The organism is uncultured Virgibacillus sp. (assembly GCF_947495635.1).
GTDB lineage: Bacteria > Bacillota > Bacilli > Bacillales > Amphibacillaceae > Virgibacillus > Virgibacillus salarius.
In genome coordinates, this window is record NZ_CANMAB010000093.1 from 1 (window position 1) to 17287 (window position 17287).

Consider the following 17287-nt stretch of genomic DNA (forward strand, 5'->3'; position numbering starts at 1 on the left):
AATCTCAAAAAAAGTGGTACTCACCAAATTATTGGCGAGTACCACTTTTAATTTTACTGGGTTTTGTCCCAGCCCCTTTTTACTTCCTCATCTGTCACTATCTACAAGAACCGTTTCCTTGTTTCAGGAGACGGCAATGTACAGCTTTGTTTCTGTCCGAACCATTCATAGCGATGGTTGGCGATCACTCCATATAGGAAGTCTCTAAGCGGTTTAGGAATGATCATGAAGCCGTATAAAAGCTTCCATGCGCCGTTTAATTCTTTACATACCCTAAGCGCTGCTGTTGATTTAAAATACGTTTTATTACCGTCAATGAGGATGAAACTATTCATGTTAGTTGGTACATAGTTTCTTTTTAAGAGTTCTTGACCAGCGTCTCCTTGTAAGGAGGCGAATGTAAACTGCTCTTGCTTATCTCTTTTTAAGATAAATTGAACACTCTGATCACAGAAATTACAAACACCATCAAAGAGAATGACCTTACTCATGTACGCTCACTCCTTATGGAATAAAGCTATCCTTGCTTCTATTGTAACATGCAGTTTTTTTAGATTCCTAGTTTTAAAGTTCTTGAAAGCAGTTGCAACAACAATATCTTATATAGATTAAGGTAACGATGTATACATTTAGGCGTATTTACCTTCTTTTTTGGTGGTACGATTTATGATAACCCCCCTAAATCCATATCTAACGAATGGCAATGCAAAAAATTCGATACTTGATGGTGAAACGTATTAGTTAGCGCTTTTTCCTTTATTAGCTTTTATTCTAACCATATTCGCCATGCAATTCATTTTAACAGGAATAAAAGAGGTGCAAGAAGAAAGGAGAGGACTTATAACTAAATTCACAATAAGAAAAAGGAAGATAACAGTGAAACGGAGTAATGGTAATCAAAACATGAAACCTTCTTCTTCTCGTTTTCAGCGTGTACAAACAAATCGTAAAGAAAAAGCAAATTGATGTTACTTAACAAAATGTCAATTGAAAAAAATATAACCAAACCAATTCCATGTGGAAAATTAAACATCGGTTGGTTTTCATTATTATAGGAAAGCACATCATTGGATTAATATTAATTGTTTGGTTAGCTATCACCTGAAAATTAATTTTTGGTTGAGTAACGTATAGTTTTTCCTTCTAATCGAGTATGCGGCTATTTGGAAAAGCAATACACGGCCTCATTTTTTACATATAGTCACATCAACTTCATTTGCAAACAATAATGTATACAAGTAAACAAAAAGTGTACATAAAGAACACAAAAATGTTTACTTGTGTACAAATATGTGTAGACACTGTTATATAAACGAAAACAAAACTGTAAACATGTATACAAAATAGAATACGAAAAAAGTCGGATTGCGTTATAAGAAGAAAGGAAGTACTCTTAGATAGAATGTATTATTATGGAGAGGAGTTTTCTTACATGACAAAAACAAGAATAGCAGCAGTGGACGTGGGAAACGATGCGTTAAAGGCAAACTTTGGAAAGATGGAACACGAGGTATATATTCCCAATGTAGTCGCCCAGGATTTTGAAGACCGTCCCGTAATTGGCATTGAAGAGCTAGATAAAAAAGAGGTATTGGATAATATTCATATTCGCGTACATTCACCTGCGCTCGAAGAAAATAACGTAATCTACCGTGTTGGGAATTTAGCAACAAAGACAAACAATTCAACAGAGCTAGATCCCGGTAGTAGCAAGGCAGAAGAGGATCAAACCTTAATTATGCTATTTGCTTCCTTAGCATTGGATGCAGTAGAAAATGGAGCCTTTTCCATGAAGAATAAAGTTATTGATGCAAATTATACCCTTGGAACTGGGCTACCACTCCGAGAGGTAAAGGAAGGTAAGGATGTAGGTTATCGTTCTCAATTACTGGGATCGGTTCACCAAGTTGAATTTTTAGTAACACCACATCATCAGGGTAAGAAAGTAAACATTAAATTTGATGAAGTAAAGGTTTATCCAGAGGGGTTTGCAGCATATGTGAATTTAATTATGGATAATGATTTAAAAGTTATTAATAAAGATTTGATTGATAAACAAATACTTATTCAAGATATTGGTGGATTGTCAACAGATATCGCGGTGATTCGTAATCGTAATGTTGACGATGATAAAGCCCAAGGATTTAATTTAGGCGTTTCTGAATCACTGGAGCAGATTAGGGAAGAAATTCGAACAAAACATGGTGTAGAGCTAGATAGTCGCCGTGATGTAGTAGATATTATTACAAGGAAAAATGACCGACATCACATCATGGTCAAAGGAAGTAGGACAAGCGTTCACGATATTACAGACCATATCCTACTTGAATTGGCTAAAAAAGAGTATCGATTCTTAAGAAACGTGTGGGCTAAGAATTCCCAATCGGAAATTTGTTACTTTGTCGGTGGTGGATCAGCAGTCTTAAAAGATTATTTAAAAGCACTTAATAATAAACTCGATGGCTTTAACATTGATTTCTTTGAAGATGAACAGGAAAGTATTTGGATGATGGCTAATGCTTATTATAAGTTAATAACTGATTTTGTAAATAAGCATGCCAAGCAAGAAAAGGAAGAGAAAGAAGCAGTAAAGGCAAAAGCAAAATAGGGTGATATAATGGCCAAAAACACAATTGAACGAGGGCAATCAATAACCTTTCGTGTTCCTTCCGATACACCGGATTATTTACTAAAGGCACTACAACGACTCAAGGAAACGGAACGGAGAAATTTTTCTAGTCGAATTGCCCAATTTGTATTACGAGGCTTAAGTGAAAGTGTTACAAAAGAGCGGGAAACGGTCACTGTCCCGCTCCCCAAACAATTAACCAAGGAACAAAAGAGTTGGTTGAAACATGAGCATTCAGAAGCATTAGTAGGTACCATTCTATATCAATTATTAAGTGATCCAATGCGAGCTACGACCTTATTGGCTTCCTTAAACAGTAATCATACGAATATTGATGAGGCACTATACTTACAAGAAAATGATATTGACACAGGTAAGCCTGTGTTGGAGGAAACAGCTCTAAAGGAAGAAATAGATTTAGATAGTTTACGTTTGGATTCGTTAGATACAAACCAACAGCAAGAGGTAATCGAAGAGGAAGAAGAGGATCCATTAAAAGACTTCTTTTCGAGTATGAATAAATAAAAGCAAGTCCTGCAGTAAGGTAGGACTTGCTTTTATTTTTATGTTCCTCTCACGATACGTTCTGGATGGGTATATACGTTCATTTGGTATCCACGAACGAATCCAATAACGGTAATCTTCAGATCCTCTGCCAGCTGTAATGCCAAATTAGTAGGTGCTGATTTAGAAATTAATATACCAATTCCCATTTTGGATAGCTTTAAAAGGACCTCTGAAGAGATGCGTCCACTAAAGACAATAATTTTATCATGTACAGGAACATTGTTTACCAAAATATGCCCAAAAAGCTTATCGAGTGCATTATGCCTCCCGATATCCGTACGAACAACCATAAGTTCGTTAGTAGTAGCTAATGCAGCATTGTGCACACCACCAGTTTTACGGAACTGACTAGAGGATTGCTGTAATTCATGCATTAAGTAAAAACACTGTTTAGCTGATATCATATGCTTGGAAAGAATAGTTTTTGCTGTCTTTACGTCATTTTTAAAATAAAATTGTCTGCTTTTCCCACAACATGAGCCAATAAAACGCTTAGAATGGTCCTGATGAAATGTAGTTGGGAGATGATCTATTTCTATATATGCATAGCCAGTATCGATATCAATAGCTAGATCTTTAATAGCAGAATAACTACGAATTATACCTTCTGATGCTAAAAATCCAATGAGGAGCTCTTTAAGATTGCTTGGAGAGCATACCATTGTGGCAAACTCACTTCCATTTATATGAATAGTAATTGGCATTTCTACAGCCACTAGTGAGGTTTCATTTGAATCTCCTGTATTATCAAAGCGGATCATCTCCCAATTTGCTTCATTGGAACGCATGTCACTCCTCCTTTTAGTGGCTGTCAATCTCTAATTCTTCGATACGTTTTTGGGCATATTTTCTATCTTTTTGTGCATAATAGGACACAGCTTTTTCTAAAATAACTACTGTGTTATATTCGGGAATTCCAGCATATGCCTCATATACTCCTTTTGGTATAAGAACATTCCCTTCTGGCCAATGCACTTCTAAATTACTAGATTTCATTGGAGCAAACTTTGCGCGTCCGGCAAATAACCCATGTTGATTATAAACAACGATTGGCTCACCATCTTCGATATGATACTTAACGGCGTCCTCTTCACTAATTAGTACATCCTCTCGTTTTGCATCATTAAAGGGATCTGTGTCACTGTAGACCATGGAATTAAACTGTTTTCCTCTTCGAGTTGTTACATAGAAATGCCCTTCGGGTTTTCTTAATTCTGGAATTTCGATTGCTATTAAATTTCCCCTGCCATCTGGAGTAGGACAAATTCCATCTTCACACAGCCAAGCGCCACCCCATTGAAAAAGATCCCCTCGTTTATGTAGGTGCTGGATGCCGTCATAATTTGGTGCAGCTTCTGCAATTTCCTTGCGAATAGCTGATGCATTGTCAAAATGAATATGTTCTTGCTTCTCTGGACATACCCGTTTAGCCAAGTCTATATAGATTTCCCACTCTGTACGGGCTTCTTCAATTCGTGGGCCCTTTATCTCTGGAGAGAAATAAACCATTCGTTCCGTAGATGTAGAGGTTCCACCACCACGCTGTTCGTATCTAGTTCTTGCAGGTAATACGAGTACTGCTTCTTTTGCATCTGTAAGCGTGGATGTATTTAAGATAATATCCTGATGGACCCTGAGCTCGACGTTCTCAAGACATGTCTGAATAAAATCTGGATTTGGCATCGTTTCTAAGAAATTCCCACCGGATAAATAATAAAGATGAAGTTTTCGTTCATGACCATCTGGCAAGCAAGCATTTTCGAGAGACTCACCCACAATATCACCTTGCCAGGTAGGGATATCAAACTTCCAAATACCCTCTAATCGTTTTCGCTGATCATCATTCAAATTACCTCCAGGTAATGAGAACGGATCGGCTCCCATTTCACCTGATCCCTGTACACCTGAATGCCCACGTATTGGCATTAGTCCACAAAACTCTCGACCGATAAAACCACGGAGTAATGCCAGATTAGCGATTTGTGATACATTGTCTGTACCGAAACGATGCTGCGTTAAACCCATTGACCAAACAAATACTGCTGACTTAGCATGTGCTAAGAGTGTAGCTAATTCAATCATTCTATTCCTAGAGAGACCAGATGATTCTTCCAGCTGCTCCCATGAATATGTATTAACGGTGGATTGTAGTTTTTCAAGGCCATTAACATGTTTACTAATAAAACCATGATCAAGCGCTGAGCCAGGTACTTCCTTCTCCATTTCGAACCAATGCTTCATAAGCCCGTGCATAAAGGCGATATCACCACCAATATGAACCTGATAAACATCGTCAGCTATTTTCGTGCCAAATAGGGCGGATTCTGCAATAGAAGGTATCCAATATTGATCCATAGAGGGTTCATGATATGGGTTGATAACAATAATTTTCGTTCCCTTTTTCTTTGCTGCATACATGTATTTGGTTGACACAGGCTGATTATTCGCAGCAACCGAACCCCAGAATATAAGAACGTCCGTTCCAATCCAATCCTTGTAATTACAAGTGGATGCACCTACACCAAGTGATCGGCTTAATGCAGTTTTGGAAGGAGAGTGGCAAATTCTTGAGGCATTATCAATGTTGTTTGTTCCAAGGAAACGCGCCACTTTTCCAAGAACATAGTATGTCTCATTCGTTATTCCACGAGAAGTCGTGTAGAAGGAAAATTGTTTCGGTTGCAAGGATTGTATTTTAGTAGCAATTGTATCTAGAGCTTGATCCCAAGAGATACGACGAAATTTACGTTCACCTTGTTTACGGATTAAAGGGTAAGGAATTCTACCAAGCTGACGTAATTCCGTGCTACTCCGATTTCGTAGCTCATCTATATCTGCATGTAGTATTTCTTTCTTAATTGCTGGCATTGTATTTAAGCGAAGAACATTTAATCTGGTAGTACAAAGGTGAGGGCCGGTTAGTGTTTGATCTTTAAGGCCTTGTACGCCAAGGGCGCAGCCATCACAAACTCCTTGTGTAAGGATACGCGTAGCGTAGGGTAGCCTATCTCTGTTTTCCCAAGCTACTTTGGCGGTATCTCGGATATGATGTGGCTTGATTTTTCCTAAACCAAAAGGAATTTTACTGACCCAAAGGGATGGGTCTGGTTTCTTCGAGAGCTTAATAGGTCCCTTATGTTTTGTTTTACCCAATCAAGATCCCTCCTATTTTATAAAGTGAGTCTATCTCTTCACTCAAACTAACCACTCGAACAATTTATATGTGAATAATGGAATATGGCAGATTGTCACAACGGGCAGTCGGTCTACGAGTCCCCTCGCCGCTGCAGAGAGGTCTCACCAGAACACGCTGTTTCTCAGGTATCGCTGCGCTTCGTTTTGTCTATGGAATGAGCATTACATCTTTCCAACAGTTGAAAAGTATTCTGTGTAACTGATGGTAAGTGCATTGAGGATTCAAGAAATATATAGGTACTTCCAATCGTATCATGTAAGCGAATACATTACAAATTTGCTTTTCTGTATGATGCTACGTATCTTATCTAAAATAAATGTAAGGTAGAGTGTAAAGTTTTAACTGGTCGAAAACTTTTTACAAAATGTCAAGGTATATATAAGTAAGAACGTCATGAAGGGAGATTGTCACTGGTGGTGGATAAAGAAACCAGGCTTATTAAAAAAATAAAGAAAGGCAATCATCAGGCATTTAAGAAGCTATATGATCGATTTGCTGACTATTCGCTACGAACAGCTTTTGCCATTACAAAAAATCAGTCAGATGCATCAGATATCGTTCAGGAAACCTTTATTCGTGTCTATCGAAATATTGATTCCTATGATATGTCCAGATCATTTAAGGCGTGGTTTTATCAAATATTAATTAATGAGACTAGGCGGTATATGAAAAAGAAAACAAAGCAAGCAAGGAGTATCGAATCAGATCAGTTACTAGATTTTTTGCACCAACAAACAGAGGAAGCATACCATTTTGATGATTTGTATCTAGCTATGGATAAATTGGAGGAAAATCATCGCACAGTAATCATATTAAAATATTTAAACGGATTTACGGAAAAAGATATTGCGGAAGTGCTTGAGTTAAATGTGAACACAGTGAAGTCTAGGCTGTTTAAAGCTAGAAAGTAATTGAAAGGTATGATGGGAGGTGCTTCTGATGAAAGATAATAACCTGTTTGATAAACAACTAGAAGCAGAACTCAAAAGGAAAACACAGCTTGATATGGACGTCAAACAAGCGATCTGGAAAAGCATTGAGGATGAATTATTCCACTCCATTACGGAACATGATAAGAATCGACGAGGAGTATGGGTAGCTGGCATATCATTAGCGGCAGTAATGCTCATTCTATTATTTGGAGTAATGACAGAGACTGGTCAGGCTATGATACAAAACTTAAAAGATTTGTTTATTGAAGAAAAGCAAGAACAGATCGAAATGGAAGGGCAACAAGAGGAGCTAGATACGCACCTGGAAACAAACGAGGAGCTTCGCTATGTTATTTATCTCGATGATGAACGCTATAAGATGGATAAGGGTGGAGAAGCTGACCGAATTGAACTAAAAGAAGAGCTTCCAGACAGTTATCCAGATGTTTATATGGAAATTAGGAGAGAAGAAAATACCACAACAGAAGAAGTAGCTGCCGATATTAAAGAAACATTGAATAACGAAGAAATGGAAATTGTTGAAGAAACTCGAACAAAAAATCCTATAGAGGCAGAGTTGATACGTGGCAGGGGGAGCAAATATCCTGAATGGGACACTCCTATTTACCAATATTATGTTACAGATTCGATGAACGGGCAGGTTTTTGTTATTAAACAAGCGTATTTTTTAGAAGCAGCTGAAGGACATGGAGCTCGCTTCCATTATATGTTAGAAAGCTTTGAAATTGTGAAGTAGTTAATTTAAGGAGGATAATGCTATGTGTGGATTCGTAGGAGTACTATTAGATCAAGAGGTTCAATTCAGTAATGAGCATTTGGAAGAAATCAAACTAGCAAATCAGCTAATTAGACATCGAGGTCCGGATGATGATGGTAGCTAGCATGATGATCATATAGCATTAGCCTTCCGAAGGTTAAGTATTATTGATATTGATGGAGGACAGCAGCCTTTTTCTTTTGGCAAGCAACGGTATTGGATGGTTTTTAATGGTGAGATATATAACTACAAAATAGTAAAAGAGCAATTAAAGAAAAAAGGGTATCATTTTACCACCAATTCAGATACAGAGGTTGCTGCTTTCTTATTTCTAGATCAAGGTGTTGAAGGATTCTCAGAACTTCGTGGCATGTTCGCCATATTAATCTGGGATAAAGACGAGAAAAGACTTTATGGAGCTAGGGATCCTTTTGGGATCAAACCATTTTACTACTGTGAAAATGAACATGATACTGTCTTTTCATCAGAGAAAAAGTGTATCTCTTATTTAAATAAGCAGGATGTAGTTGATCAACGAGCATTTCAGCATTACTTATCGTTTCAATACGTGCCAGATCCATTAACAATAACAGAAGGGATACAACGTTTAGCGCCTGGTCATTATTTTGTTAAGGATTGGCAAAAGCCGATACAAATCTCTAGATACTTTCATGCAAGTCTGCAACCAGTGCATAAAAATGAAAGACAGCTGATGTTTGCTATACGTGAAGTATTATTTGATTCAGTGACAGCACATATGCAAAGTGATGTCCCAGTAGGTGCTTTTTTGTCTGGTGGAATTGATTCAACAATCATAGTAGCAATGGCAAAACAAATAAATCCACAAATAAAAACTTTTTCGGTAGGGTTTGACGAGGCTGGCTACTCGGAAATCGATGTAGCAAAAGAGAGTGCTGAAAAGCTTGGCGTTGAAAATATTCATCGATATATCTCAGCCCAAGCATTTGTTAGTGAACTACCAAAAATAATCTGGCATATGGATGACCCTTTAGCCGATCCAGCAAGTATTCCGCTTTATTTTGTAGCAAATGAAGCAAGAAAGCATGTTAAAGTTGTGCTTTCGGGCGAGGGTGCAGATGAATTATTTGGTGGATACAATATTTACCGAGAGGCGGAAGCATTAAGGTGCTTTCAATATATACCTAAAGGCATTATGCCACTAGTCAAACGGATCGCAGATATGATGCCAGAGGGTGTGAAAGGTAAAAGCTTTTTACAACGGGGAACTACAACACTTAAAGACAGATATATTGGCAATGCTAAGATGTTTGAAGAAGCGGAAAAACAACAGTTTATGCTGAATTATGCTAGTAACCAGTCCTATCAATCTTGGACAAAATCTTTATATAAGTGTGTAGAGGCCGCAGATCCCGTTCAAAAAATGCAATATATTGATATCCATACATGGTTATCAGAGGACATTTTAGTAAAGGCAGAACGAATGACGATGGCAAATTCATTAGAGTTACGTGTACCGTTTTTAGATAAGGCCGTTTTTGATGTTGCAAAACAAATACCCACACAATACAAGATAGCTGATGGTACGACGATGTCTATTCTAAGAAAAGCGGTGCACGATATTATTCCAGCTCATGTGCTGAATCGGAAAAAGCTCGGTTTTCCCGTACCAATGAAATCCTGGTTACGAGATGAATTATATGAGTGGGCGAAAAATTTAATTAAAACGAGTGAAACCGATCATCTAGTTGACAAATCATTTATGTTAAATTTATTGGAGTTGCATGCTGCTAATAAGGGAGAACATGCAAGAAAGCTATGGACTGTACTTGTATTTATGCTATGGCATCAGATTTTTGTAGAAAATCGGTACGAGTTCTCGGAACTTAGACGTCAAGAGACTGGGGTTAAAAGCTCTTAACAGGTTAACAGCGTTAAAAGAAAGAAGCATGATTTATCCAGCTTGATTTTGAGAGAATCTCCATACGTTTAGTCGGCAAAATTGGATTTTGGCATAGGTAATTCGTATAAAATACCTACTAGCAGTCAAACTAACAAGAGAATAGGTCGAAGGAGGCTTAATGAATGGAGTTTGCCTGGGTTTGGAAAGCGGTATTGATTGTACTAGGAGGTACATTACTTCTACGATTTGCTGGTAGAAAATCTATTTCACAAATGACCTTGACACAAACGGTTATTATGATTGGGATAGGTTCACTACTCATCCAGCCGTTAGCTGGCAAGAATATTTGGGTTACATTAGGAGTAGGAGCAGTTCTAGTACTTACGTTAATCGTTATGGAATTTGTTCAAATTAAATCAGATTTCTTTGAAAATGTTATTACAGGAAAGTCAAAATTACTTATACATAATGGTGTCATACAAGAACAACATTTGAAAAAACTACGCTTGACTGTCGATCAATTAGAAATGAACTTAAGACAGCAGAACGTCACAAGTATTCGAGATGTGCAATGGGCGACACTAGAACCAAATGGTCAAGTAGGCTTTGCCTTAAAGCCAGAGGCACAGCCAGTAACGAAGAAAGAATTTCAGGAGCTAGCTAATGAGTTGAAAAATGCGTTACAGGCAAATGCTCCGAACCAACAATTGTATGAAATAACGAAGCACCTACAAAGCTTAAATGAGCAAATGATGCAAACTTCAAATGAAGATGATCTGTTTAAAGAAGTAGAAAATCATAAGCATGACAAAAACGCATCCCCCCCACGCCGTTTAGATTAACCTAATAGGTGCGGAAGTTATCTCCTCTAGATTTTAAAGAATATGGAGCACGGACAAAAGAATTTTTAGCGATGTAAAACCCAAACTTTATCTGAAATATTTTAGATGATGTTTGGGTTATTGTTTTGGAGACAGGTAGTTCATTCGTCGCTTAGTCAAATGCTTCGCTTTCCGCGAGCGCGTCTTCAGAACGCGATTTTCCCGTTACTTCAAATAATAAAGGTAAACAAAAACCCCAACAGATTGAAGTTTCACTTTATTCATCATCGGTATTTTTCGTATGGATGTAGATGGTTGAACTATGGTAATGCTTGGATGTGCGAATATCTACAGTAGCGGCCTTAATAAAGGACCATGCTAAAAGTGCCATGATGAAAATAACAGGAAAAGCTGCCACGATACTTGCTGTTTGTAATGTTTCCAAATCGCCGACAAACATGAGTACCATTGGAAGAAGACATAGGGTAAATGCCCAAAATAGCCGATTCCACCGAAGCGGTTCAGATTGAATTTTCTTTTGCACCACAGCTGCCAAAATGAATGATGAGGAATCAAAGGTAGTTGCTAAAAATATAATGGCCAATACCGTAAAAACACCAATCATCATTTTAGCTAATGGCAGCTGTTCTAAAATAGCAATAATTGCGGCAGGCGCACCATGTTCATTCATAAAACCGATCACATCAAATTGTCCGCTTAATTGTAAATACAACCCGAAATTTCCGAGAATACCGAAAAACAAAATGGAGCCGAAAGTTCCGTATATCATAGTTCCTAAAACCATCTCACGTATGGTACGTCCTCTGGAAATACGTGCAACAAATAATCCAACAAACGGTGCGTAGACAACCCACCATGCCCAATAAAATACCGTCCAGGATTCAGGAAATCTTGTTTCTTCAAATCCAGCTAAATTAGCGAATGGCTCAAGCCAGGTAGCCATTTTAAAAAAGCTATCGGCTACCTGTCCGACACTAGTAAAAGTAGTCTCGGTAATGAAAAGTGTAGGTCCAAAGATAAAAACAAATAAAAGGACAAAAATGGCAAGCCATAAGTTAATATCACTTAGTACTTTAATTCCCTTTGTAAGGCCGGAATAGGCACTGATAGCAAAAATTAGTGTGCAAATCAACATAACGATAGCTTTTAGACCTAAGGTGACAGGAATGCCGGTTAAGTTGTTGATTCCTTCTGCGATCATAGGTGTGCCTAAGGCTAACGTAGTACCAGCACCGCCTAATAATCCAAACATAAACAGTACATCAATGATAATGCCAATTGGCGTATCAATCCATTTTCCAATGACAGGTCTGACCGCTTCACTAATTTTTAATACAGATGTCTTACGAACATAATAAAAGTAGGCAATAGGTAATGCCGGTAATGTATAAATCGCCCAAGCTATTGGGCCCCAATGAAATATACCATAGGAGGCTGCCCACGGAATTGCTGCTGCCGACTCAGGAGCTATACCGAATGGGGGTCCTTGATAGTAATAGGCCCACTCGATCATTCCCCAATAGAGAATACTCGATCCTATTCCCGCTGCAAATAGCATGGCCGCCCAAGAGAAACTCCCGAACTCTTTATCGTCCTGCTTCGTTCCTAACTTAATATTACCGTATTTACTAATGGCAACATATAAAAGAAAAACAAAACATAATAAGCCAAGTGCTAAGTAGAGGAACCCGAACTTACCAGTCATAAAGCTGTTAGCTGCATTGACAAGCTCCGCACCGGCCTCTGGGAAGAAGATTAAGGGTAAACATACACATAATAAAAGAATTAAAGCACTGATAAATGTACGCCAATCGATTAGCTTTGTCTTCATAAAGAATCATCCTTTCTACCATCAATATGTAGTATTCTTATTATCTGATGTTACAGAACGGGGATAAAAATTTATTTTGTTCCATCGACAAACCATGGAGATGCCCTTACTCCTTCTCGGATAAGCGTACAGGTCATAACAAAGCACCAAAATTGAAGTATTGCTTTAAATGGAGGTAAACTTACTTGAATAAGGGTTTACTACTGCATATCAATCTGATCGTATGTATTAAGATTTACACATAGGAATAATTCATACATTAGATTTTTGTCTTGAATATCTGATCAGAAGAAATCTAATATACAAGGTTGTAAGACGTCTATGACTGTTAGCCTGTTCTCTATCATAGGGAATATTTTCTATTAAATTTTTAAAGCAGTTTCTAGCGTTGTTTTATCTCAATTTTGACCGTTTTTGAACGTTCTGTCGTCTCTATTTTTTCGCTAAAATGATTGCATTCCGGAATGTTATATGCTAAGCTTTTAACACAATATATCGTAAAACTATCAGGAAACAAATACTATATATAGTGTTTTTATGACATTTAAGTAACCGATTTCGTGTTAGAAAATTGAGATTGTTGAGAACCCAAAAGGATCAAGAATTCTATCCTCACGAGATACAGCGGTTTTTTATTTTTGCATGATAATTATTAAAATTATTAGATATTCATTTTTTACTAGGATCTGTTTCATGTCCTGCGAAAAAGGTTAATGACAGGAGCGTATCTCTTACTAGATCGCTGAACAGGATTTAGAAGCAGTTAAAGGGAGGATTATAGATGATCATTGAATTGACATCGAATAAAGAGAAACTTATAGAAGTAATTGATAATGCTGCGCAAGGACTAGCTATTCACACAGAAGCATACAAGCAAAAAGCGTTTAAAACCATACATGAGGATACACCAATTGAAAAAGCAATTGATATGCTTGTTAAAAATGCATTGGAAAATATTGATGAATCTGAACCAGAATGGACATATCTAGCAAGCCGTATTTATTTACAAGAACTGTATCGTCAAGCAGGTGAGAATCGTCAATATGATGGACATGCAAAGTATGGCGATTTCTACGCATTATTAAACATGCTTACGGATAAAAAGATTTATAAGCCTACATTACTTGATACGTATACAAAAGAAGAGATTGATTATTTTGCACAACAAATAAACGCAGCAAAGGATTTATCATTTACATATCTAGGATTATATACGTTAGCAACTCGTTACCTTGCAACGGATCATGATAAGAACGTTTTTGAACTTCCGCAAGAACGTTGGATGGTTATTGCAATGACGTTAATGCAACACGAGGATAAGGCACATCGTACGGAACATGTCTTGGAAGCTTATTGGGCACTAAGCAATCTCTATATGACAGTTGCTACACCGACACTTGCGAACGCAGGTAAGACTCATGGCCAACTTTCAAGCTGTTTTATTGATACAGTAGATGATAGCTTACAATCAATTTACGACAGTAACACAGACATTGCTAAGCTATCGAAAAACGGTGGTGGAATTGGCGTATATATGGGTAAGATTCGTAGCCGCGGTAGCTCTATTAAAGGATTTAAAGGTATGTCGAGTGGTGTTGTCCCATGGATTAAACAATTAAACAATACAGCAGTAAATGTGGATCAGCTAGGAACCAGAAAAGGTGCAATTGCTGTATATTTAGATGTTTGGCATCGTGATATTGAAGCATTCCTTGATCTTAAGCTAAATAATGGGGATGATCGCATGCGTGCCCATGATATCTTTACAGGTGTAACACTTCCAGACCTATTTATGGAACAGGTAGAAAAACGTGAAGACTGGTATTTATTTGATCCACATGAAGTTCGGCAAGTAATGGGCTATTCATTAGAGGACTTTTATGATGAAGCAAAAGGAAACGGTACGTGGCGTGAAAAATATCAAGAATGTGTGGAATCCGATCAGTTAACAAAGCGAAAAATACCAGCGATCGATATTATGAAGCGCATTATGAAGTCACAGCTTGAATCAGGTACACCATTTATGTTTTACCGTGATGAAGTAAATCGTCAGAACAGTAATAGTCATAATGGAATGATCTATTGTTCTAATCTATGTACAGAAATTACACAAAACCAATCTCCATCTGAATTTATGGAGGAATTTCTTGAAGGTGAGAGCACGATCGTCAAGAAATATCAATCAGGAGATTATGTGGTTTGTAATTTAAGTTCGATTAATTTGGGTAAGGCTGTTCCAGACGAAATATTAGAACGGTTAATTAAAATTCAAGTGCGTATGTTAGATAATGTGATAGATATCAATAATTTACCGATTATGCAGGCGCAGTTAACGAACAAAAAATACCGTGCTATCGGACTTGGAACATTTGGTTGGCACCATTTATTAGCAAGAAAGAATTTGCAATGGGAAACCGATGAAGCAGTAAACTATGCGAATGATCTATACGAAAAAATTGCTTTCTTGACAATTAAGTCCAGCATGGAATTAAGTAAAGAAAAAGGAAGCTATCCAGCGTACGAAGGCAGTAAGTGGAGCTCAGGAGAATATTTTGATTTGAAGGGTTATCATAAAGGCGAGTGGCTAACATTAAAAGAAGCTGTTAAAGAACACGGTATGCGTAACGGCTATTTAATGGCAGTTGCACCGAACTCAACAACAGCAATGATTGCTGGCTCAACAGCTAGTATTGACCCAATCTTCAAGCCGTTCTATAACGAAGAGAAGAAGGATTTTAAAATTCCTGTCACTGCACCAGATTTAACGCATGAGACATATAATGTATATCGACGTTCTGCTTATATTGTGGATCAGCGTTGGTCTGTAAAACAAAATGCTGCAAGACAAAAGCATATTGATCAAAGTCTATCATTTAATTTTTATGTTCCGAATACGATTAGAGCTTCCGTGTTACTGGACCTTCATTTACAAGCTTGGAGAGAGGGCTTAAAAACTACCTATTACGTTCGATCCACCTCAAGTGAAGTTGAGGAATGTGAGTGGTGTCAAAGTTGAGGGCGTTAATTGCGTACTTGACATATAGTGGTAATACACAAGAAGTAGCTACGATTATTGAAGATGCCTTAAATCAGGAAGGGTTTACTACGGCGGTTCACCGAATTGGAATTGACCCGCCGATACGTCCGTCCGAATATGATATACTATTTATCGGCACCTTTACTTGGGATAAAGGAAGTACACCAGAGGAAGTAAAAGATTTTATACTGGAAGTAGGCTATAAACCAAGTAATGTTGCCATATTTGGAACGGGAGATACACAGTTTGGCGGAGACGACTTATTTTGTAGAGCAGTTGATAAATTAAGTCATTTTTATAACAGTCCATGGCAGGGGTTGAAGGTTGAACAATCCCCACGTGGTTTACAAGAATCAAAAGTGAAAGACTGGGTGGAAGGAGTACTGCATCATGTCAAAAGTCATGCTTGAAAAAGCGAAAACATTAGAGCCACTAAATCCAAATAAGTCCACGGGGATTTTTGGAGGTAAATCAAGTGGTATTCTGAATTGGAATGATATTGCTTATCCACACTGGTATAAAATGTACAAGCGACTTGTCGGAAATTATTGGCAAGCAGATGAAGTGAATATGCAGAGCGATATCAAACAATTTCCTTCTTTATCAGAAGAAGAACAAGATGCATATCTAAAAATTATTGGATTGTTATCAACATTAGATGCACCACAAACGAGAACAGCATTATTACTATCTTTATATGCAACAGATCCATCGGTTCAATCGATTATGGCAGTAATCGCACAGCAGGAAGCTGTGCATAATGAAAGTTATTCCTATGTTCTATCCTCTGTTGTCTCACTAGACGAACAGAATAAGTCCTTTCAATTAGGAAGAAAGGATCCCATTTTACTTAAACGTAATGAAAATCTAATTAAGCAATATAACGCATTTGTTGAAGAGCCATCGATTGAAAATATTTTAAAAACGATGGTCTATACATCGCTATTAGAAGGGATGTTCTTCTATTCCGGCTTTGCATTTTTCTATAATCTAGCACGCCATAATAAGATGGTTGGAACTTCTACGATGATCAGTTATATTAATAGGGATGAGTTAGAGCATGGTCGATTTATTTCGGAGCTATTCCGTGCGACATTAGCTGAAAATCCAGAATATAACACGGAATCATTTACACAATGGGTATATGATCACTTCAAAGAGTCCGTAGAATTAGAGATTGAATGGTCTAACTATGTATTAGGTAATGTAGAAGGCATTGATTTAGATGAAATGGCAGGTTATATAAAATATCGTGCAAATAAAATGCTTCGTATGATGGGGTTACAAGATATTTATCCAGATCACTTGGATAATCCACTAAAATGGATTAGAGCTTATGTGGATAATTTTGATGGAACAAAAACAGATTTCTTTGAACAGAAATCACGTCAATATACTAAGACAAGTGACCTAAACGGATTTGATGATTTATAAAAAAGAAATCGACGATATCGCCGATTCCTCAAGCTGTCGAGAAATTCGACAGCTTATTTTATAAGTTAAGAAAGTATAAAATAGTGCAATGACTGCGTTAAGCCAAGTAGTTATTTTGAAATGTTTGATGTCTATTGGCAATGCTCCGACTAATTACTT

12 protein-coding genes and 1 pseudogene are annotated in these 17287 nt (G+C 37.4%); 9 read left to right on the forward strand and 4 right to left on the reverse strand.

The annotated features are described in order from the left end of the window. Positions 1 to 101 precede the first annotated feature (101 nt). The gene (locus tag Q1A47_RS16470) at positions 102 to 491 is read right to left on the reverse strand and encodes a thiol-disulfide oxidoreductase DCC family protein (protein WP_166530926.1); all 390 of its coding nucleotides are present in this window, start codon (positions 489 to 491) and stop codon (positions 102 to 104) included. Between the two features lie 941 nt (positions 492 to 1432). Here Q1A47_RS16470 and Q1A47_RS16475 point away from each other — a divergent pair. After that, positions 1433 to 2608 carry a ParM/StbA family protein gene (locus Q1A47_RS16475; RefSeq protein WP_026683069.1) on the forward strand — a complete coding sequence of 392 codons (1176 nt, stop codon included), beginning with the start codon at positions 1433 to 1435 and terminating at the stop codon, positions 2606 to 2608. 9 nt (positions 2609 to 2617) lie between these two features. Continuing rightward, complete coding sequence (locus tag Q1A47_RS16480; protein ID WP_026683068.1) at positions 2618 to 3154, forward strand: hypothetical protein; 537 nt, start codon at positions 2618 to 2620, stop codon at positions 3152 to 3154. 38 nt (positions 3155 to 3192) lie between these two features. Here the strand turns inward: Q1A47_RS16480 and fdhD are convergent, their stop codons facing one another. Further along, on the reverse strand, positions 3193 to 3957 hold the full coding sequence (fdhD, locus tag Q1A47_RS16485) for a formate dehydrogenase accessory sulfurtransferase FdhD (RefSeq protein ID WP_246484897.1): 765 nt from the start codon (positions 3955 to 3957) through the stop codon (positions 3193 to 3195). A gap of 40 nt (positions 3958 to 3997) precedes the next feature. After that, positions 3998 to 6349 carry an FdhF/YdeP family oxidoreductase gene (locus Q1A47_RS16490; protein ID WP_166530927.1) on the reverse strand — a complete coding sequence of 784 codons (2352 nt, stop codon included), beginning with the start codon at positions 6347 to 6349 and terminating at the stop codon, positions 3998 to 4000. A gap of 456 nt (positions 6350 to 6805) precedes the next feature. On the opposite strand from Q1A47_RS16490, the gene Q1A47_RS16495 reads away from it, so the two are divergent. The 4 genes and pseudogenes from Q1A47_RS16495 (at position 6806) to Q1A47_RS16510 (ending at position 10826) form a co-directional block, all read left to right on the forward strand. Continuing rightward, positions 6806 to 7303, forward strand: a complete 498-nt coding sequence (locus Q1A47_RS16495; RefSeq protein WP_166530928.1) for an RNA polymerase sigma factor — start codon at positions 6806 to 6808, stop codon at positions 7301 to 7303. A 28-nt stretch (positions 7304 to 7331) separates the two neighbouring features. After that, positions 7332 to 8081: a hypothetical protein gene (locus Q1A47_RS16500; protein WP_166530929.1), complete on the forward strand. Its 750-nt coding sequence runs from the start codon at positions 7332 to 7334 to the stop codon at positions 8079 to 8081. Positions 8082 to 8103: 22 nt separating this feature from the next. Beyond that, positions 8104 to 10002 (forward strand): annotated as a pseudogene (gene asnB, locus Q1A47_RS16505) (asparagine synthase (glutamine-hydrolyzing)). A gap of 164 nt (positions 10003 to 10166) precedes the next feature. Then, positions 10167 to 10826, forward strand: coding sequence for a DUF421 domain-containing protein (locus Q1A47_RS16510; protein ID WP_026683063.1), 660 nt, complete (start codon positions 10167 to 10169; stop codon positions 10824 to 10826). Positions 10827 to 11082: 256 nt separating this feature from the next. On the opposite strand, the gene Q1A47_RS16515 is transcribed toward Q1A47_RS16510, so the two are convergent. Then, a complete protein-coding gene (locus Q1A47_RS16515; RefSeq protein ID WP_166530930.1) occupies positions 11083 to 12657 on the reverse strand; it encodes a BCCT family transporter in 1575 nt (524 codons plus the stop codon). Positions 12658 to 13438: 781 nt separating this feature from the next. Here Q1A47_RS16515 and Q1A47_RS16520 point away from each other — a divergent pair. The 3 genes from Q1A47_RS16520 to Q1A47_RS16530 are packed head-to-tail and all read left to right on the forward strand — an operon-like array spanning position 13439 to position 17128. Beyond that, positions 13439 to 15673: a ribonucleoside-diphosphate reductase subunit alpha gene (locus Q1A47_RS16520; RefSeq protein WP_026683062.1), complete on the forward strand. Its 2235-nt coding sequence runs from the start codon at positions 13439 to 13441 to the stop codon at positions 15671 to 15673. Further along, positions 15658 to 16104 carry a flavodoxin gene (locus Q1A47_RS16525; RefSeq protein WP_026683061.1) on the forward strand — a complete coding sequence of 149 codons (447 nt, stop codon included), beginning with the start codon at positions 15658 to 15660 and terminating at the stop codon, positions 16102 to 16104. Before Q1A47_RS16520 ends, Q1A47_RS16525 begins: the two co-directional genes overlap by 16 nt. Further along, the gene (locus Q1A47_RS16530) at positions 16085 to 17128 is read left to right on the forward strand and encodes a ribonucleotide-diphosphate reductase subunit beta (protein ID WP_026683060.1); all 1044 of its coding nucleotides are present in this window, start codon (positions 16085 to 16087) and stop codon (positions 17126 to 17128) included. Before Q1A47_RS16525 ends, Q1A47_RS16530 begins: the two co-directional genes overlap by 20 nt. Positions 17129 to 17287: the final 159 nt, after the last annotated feature.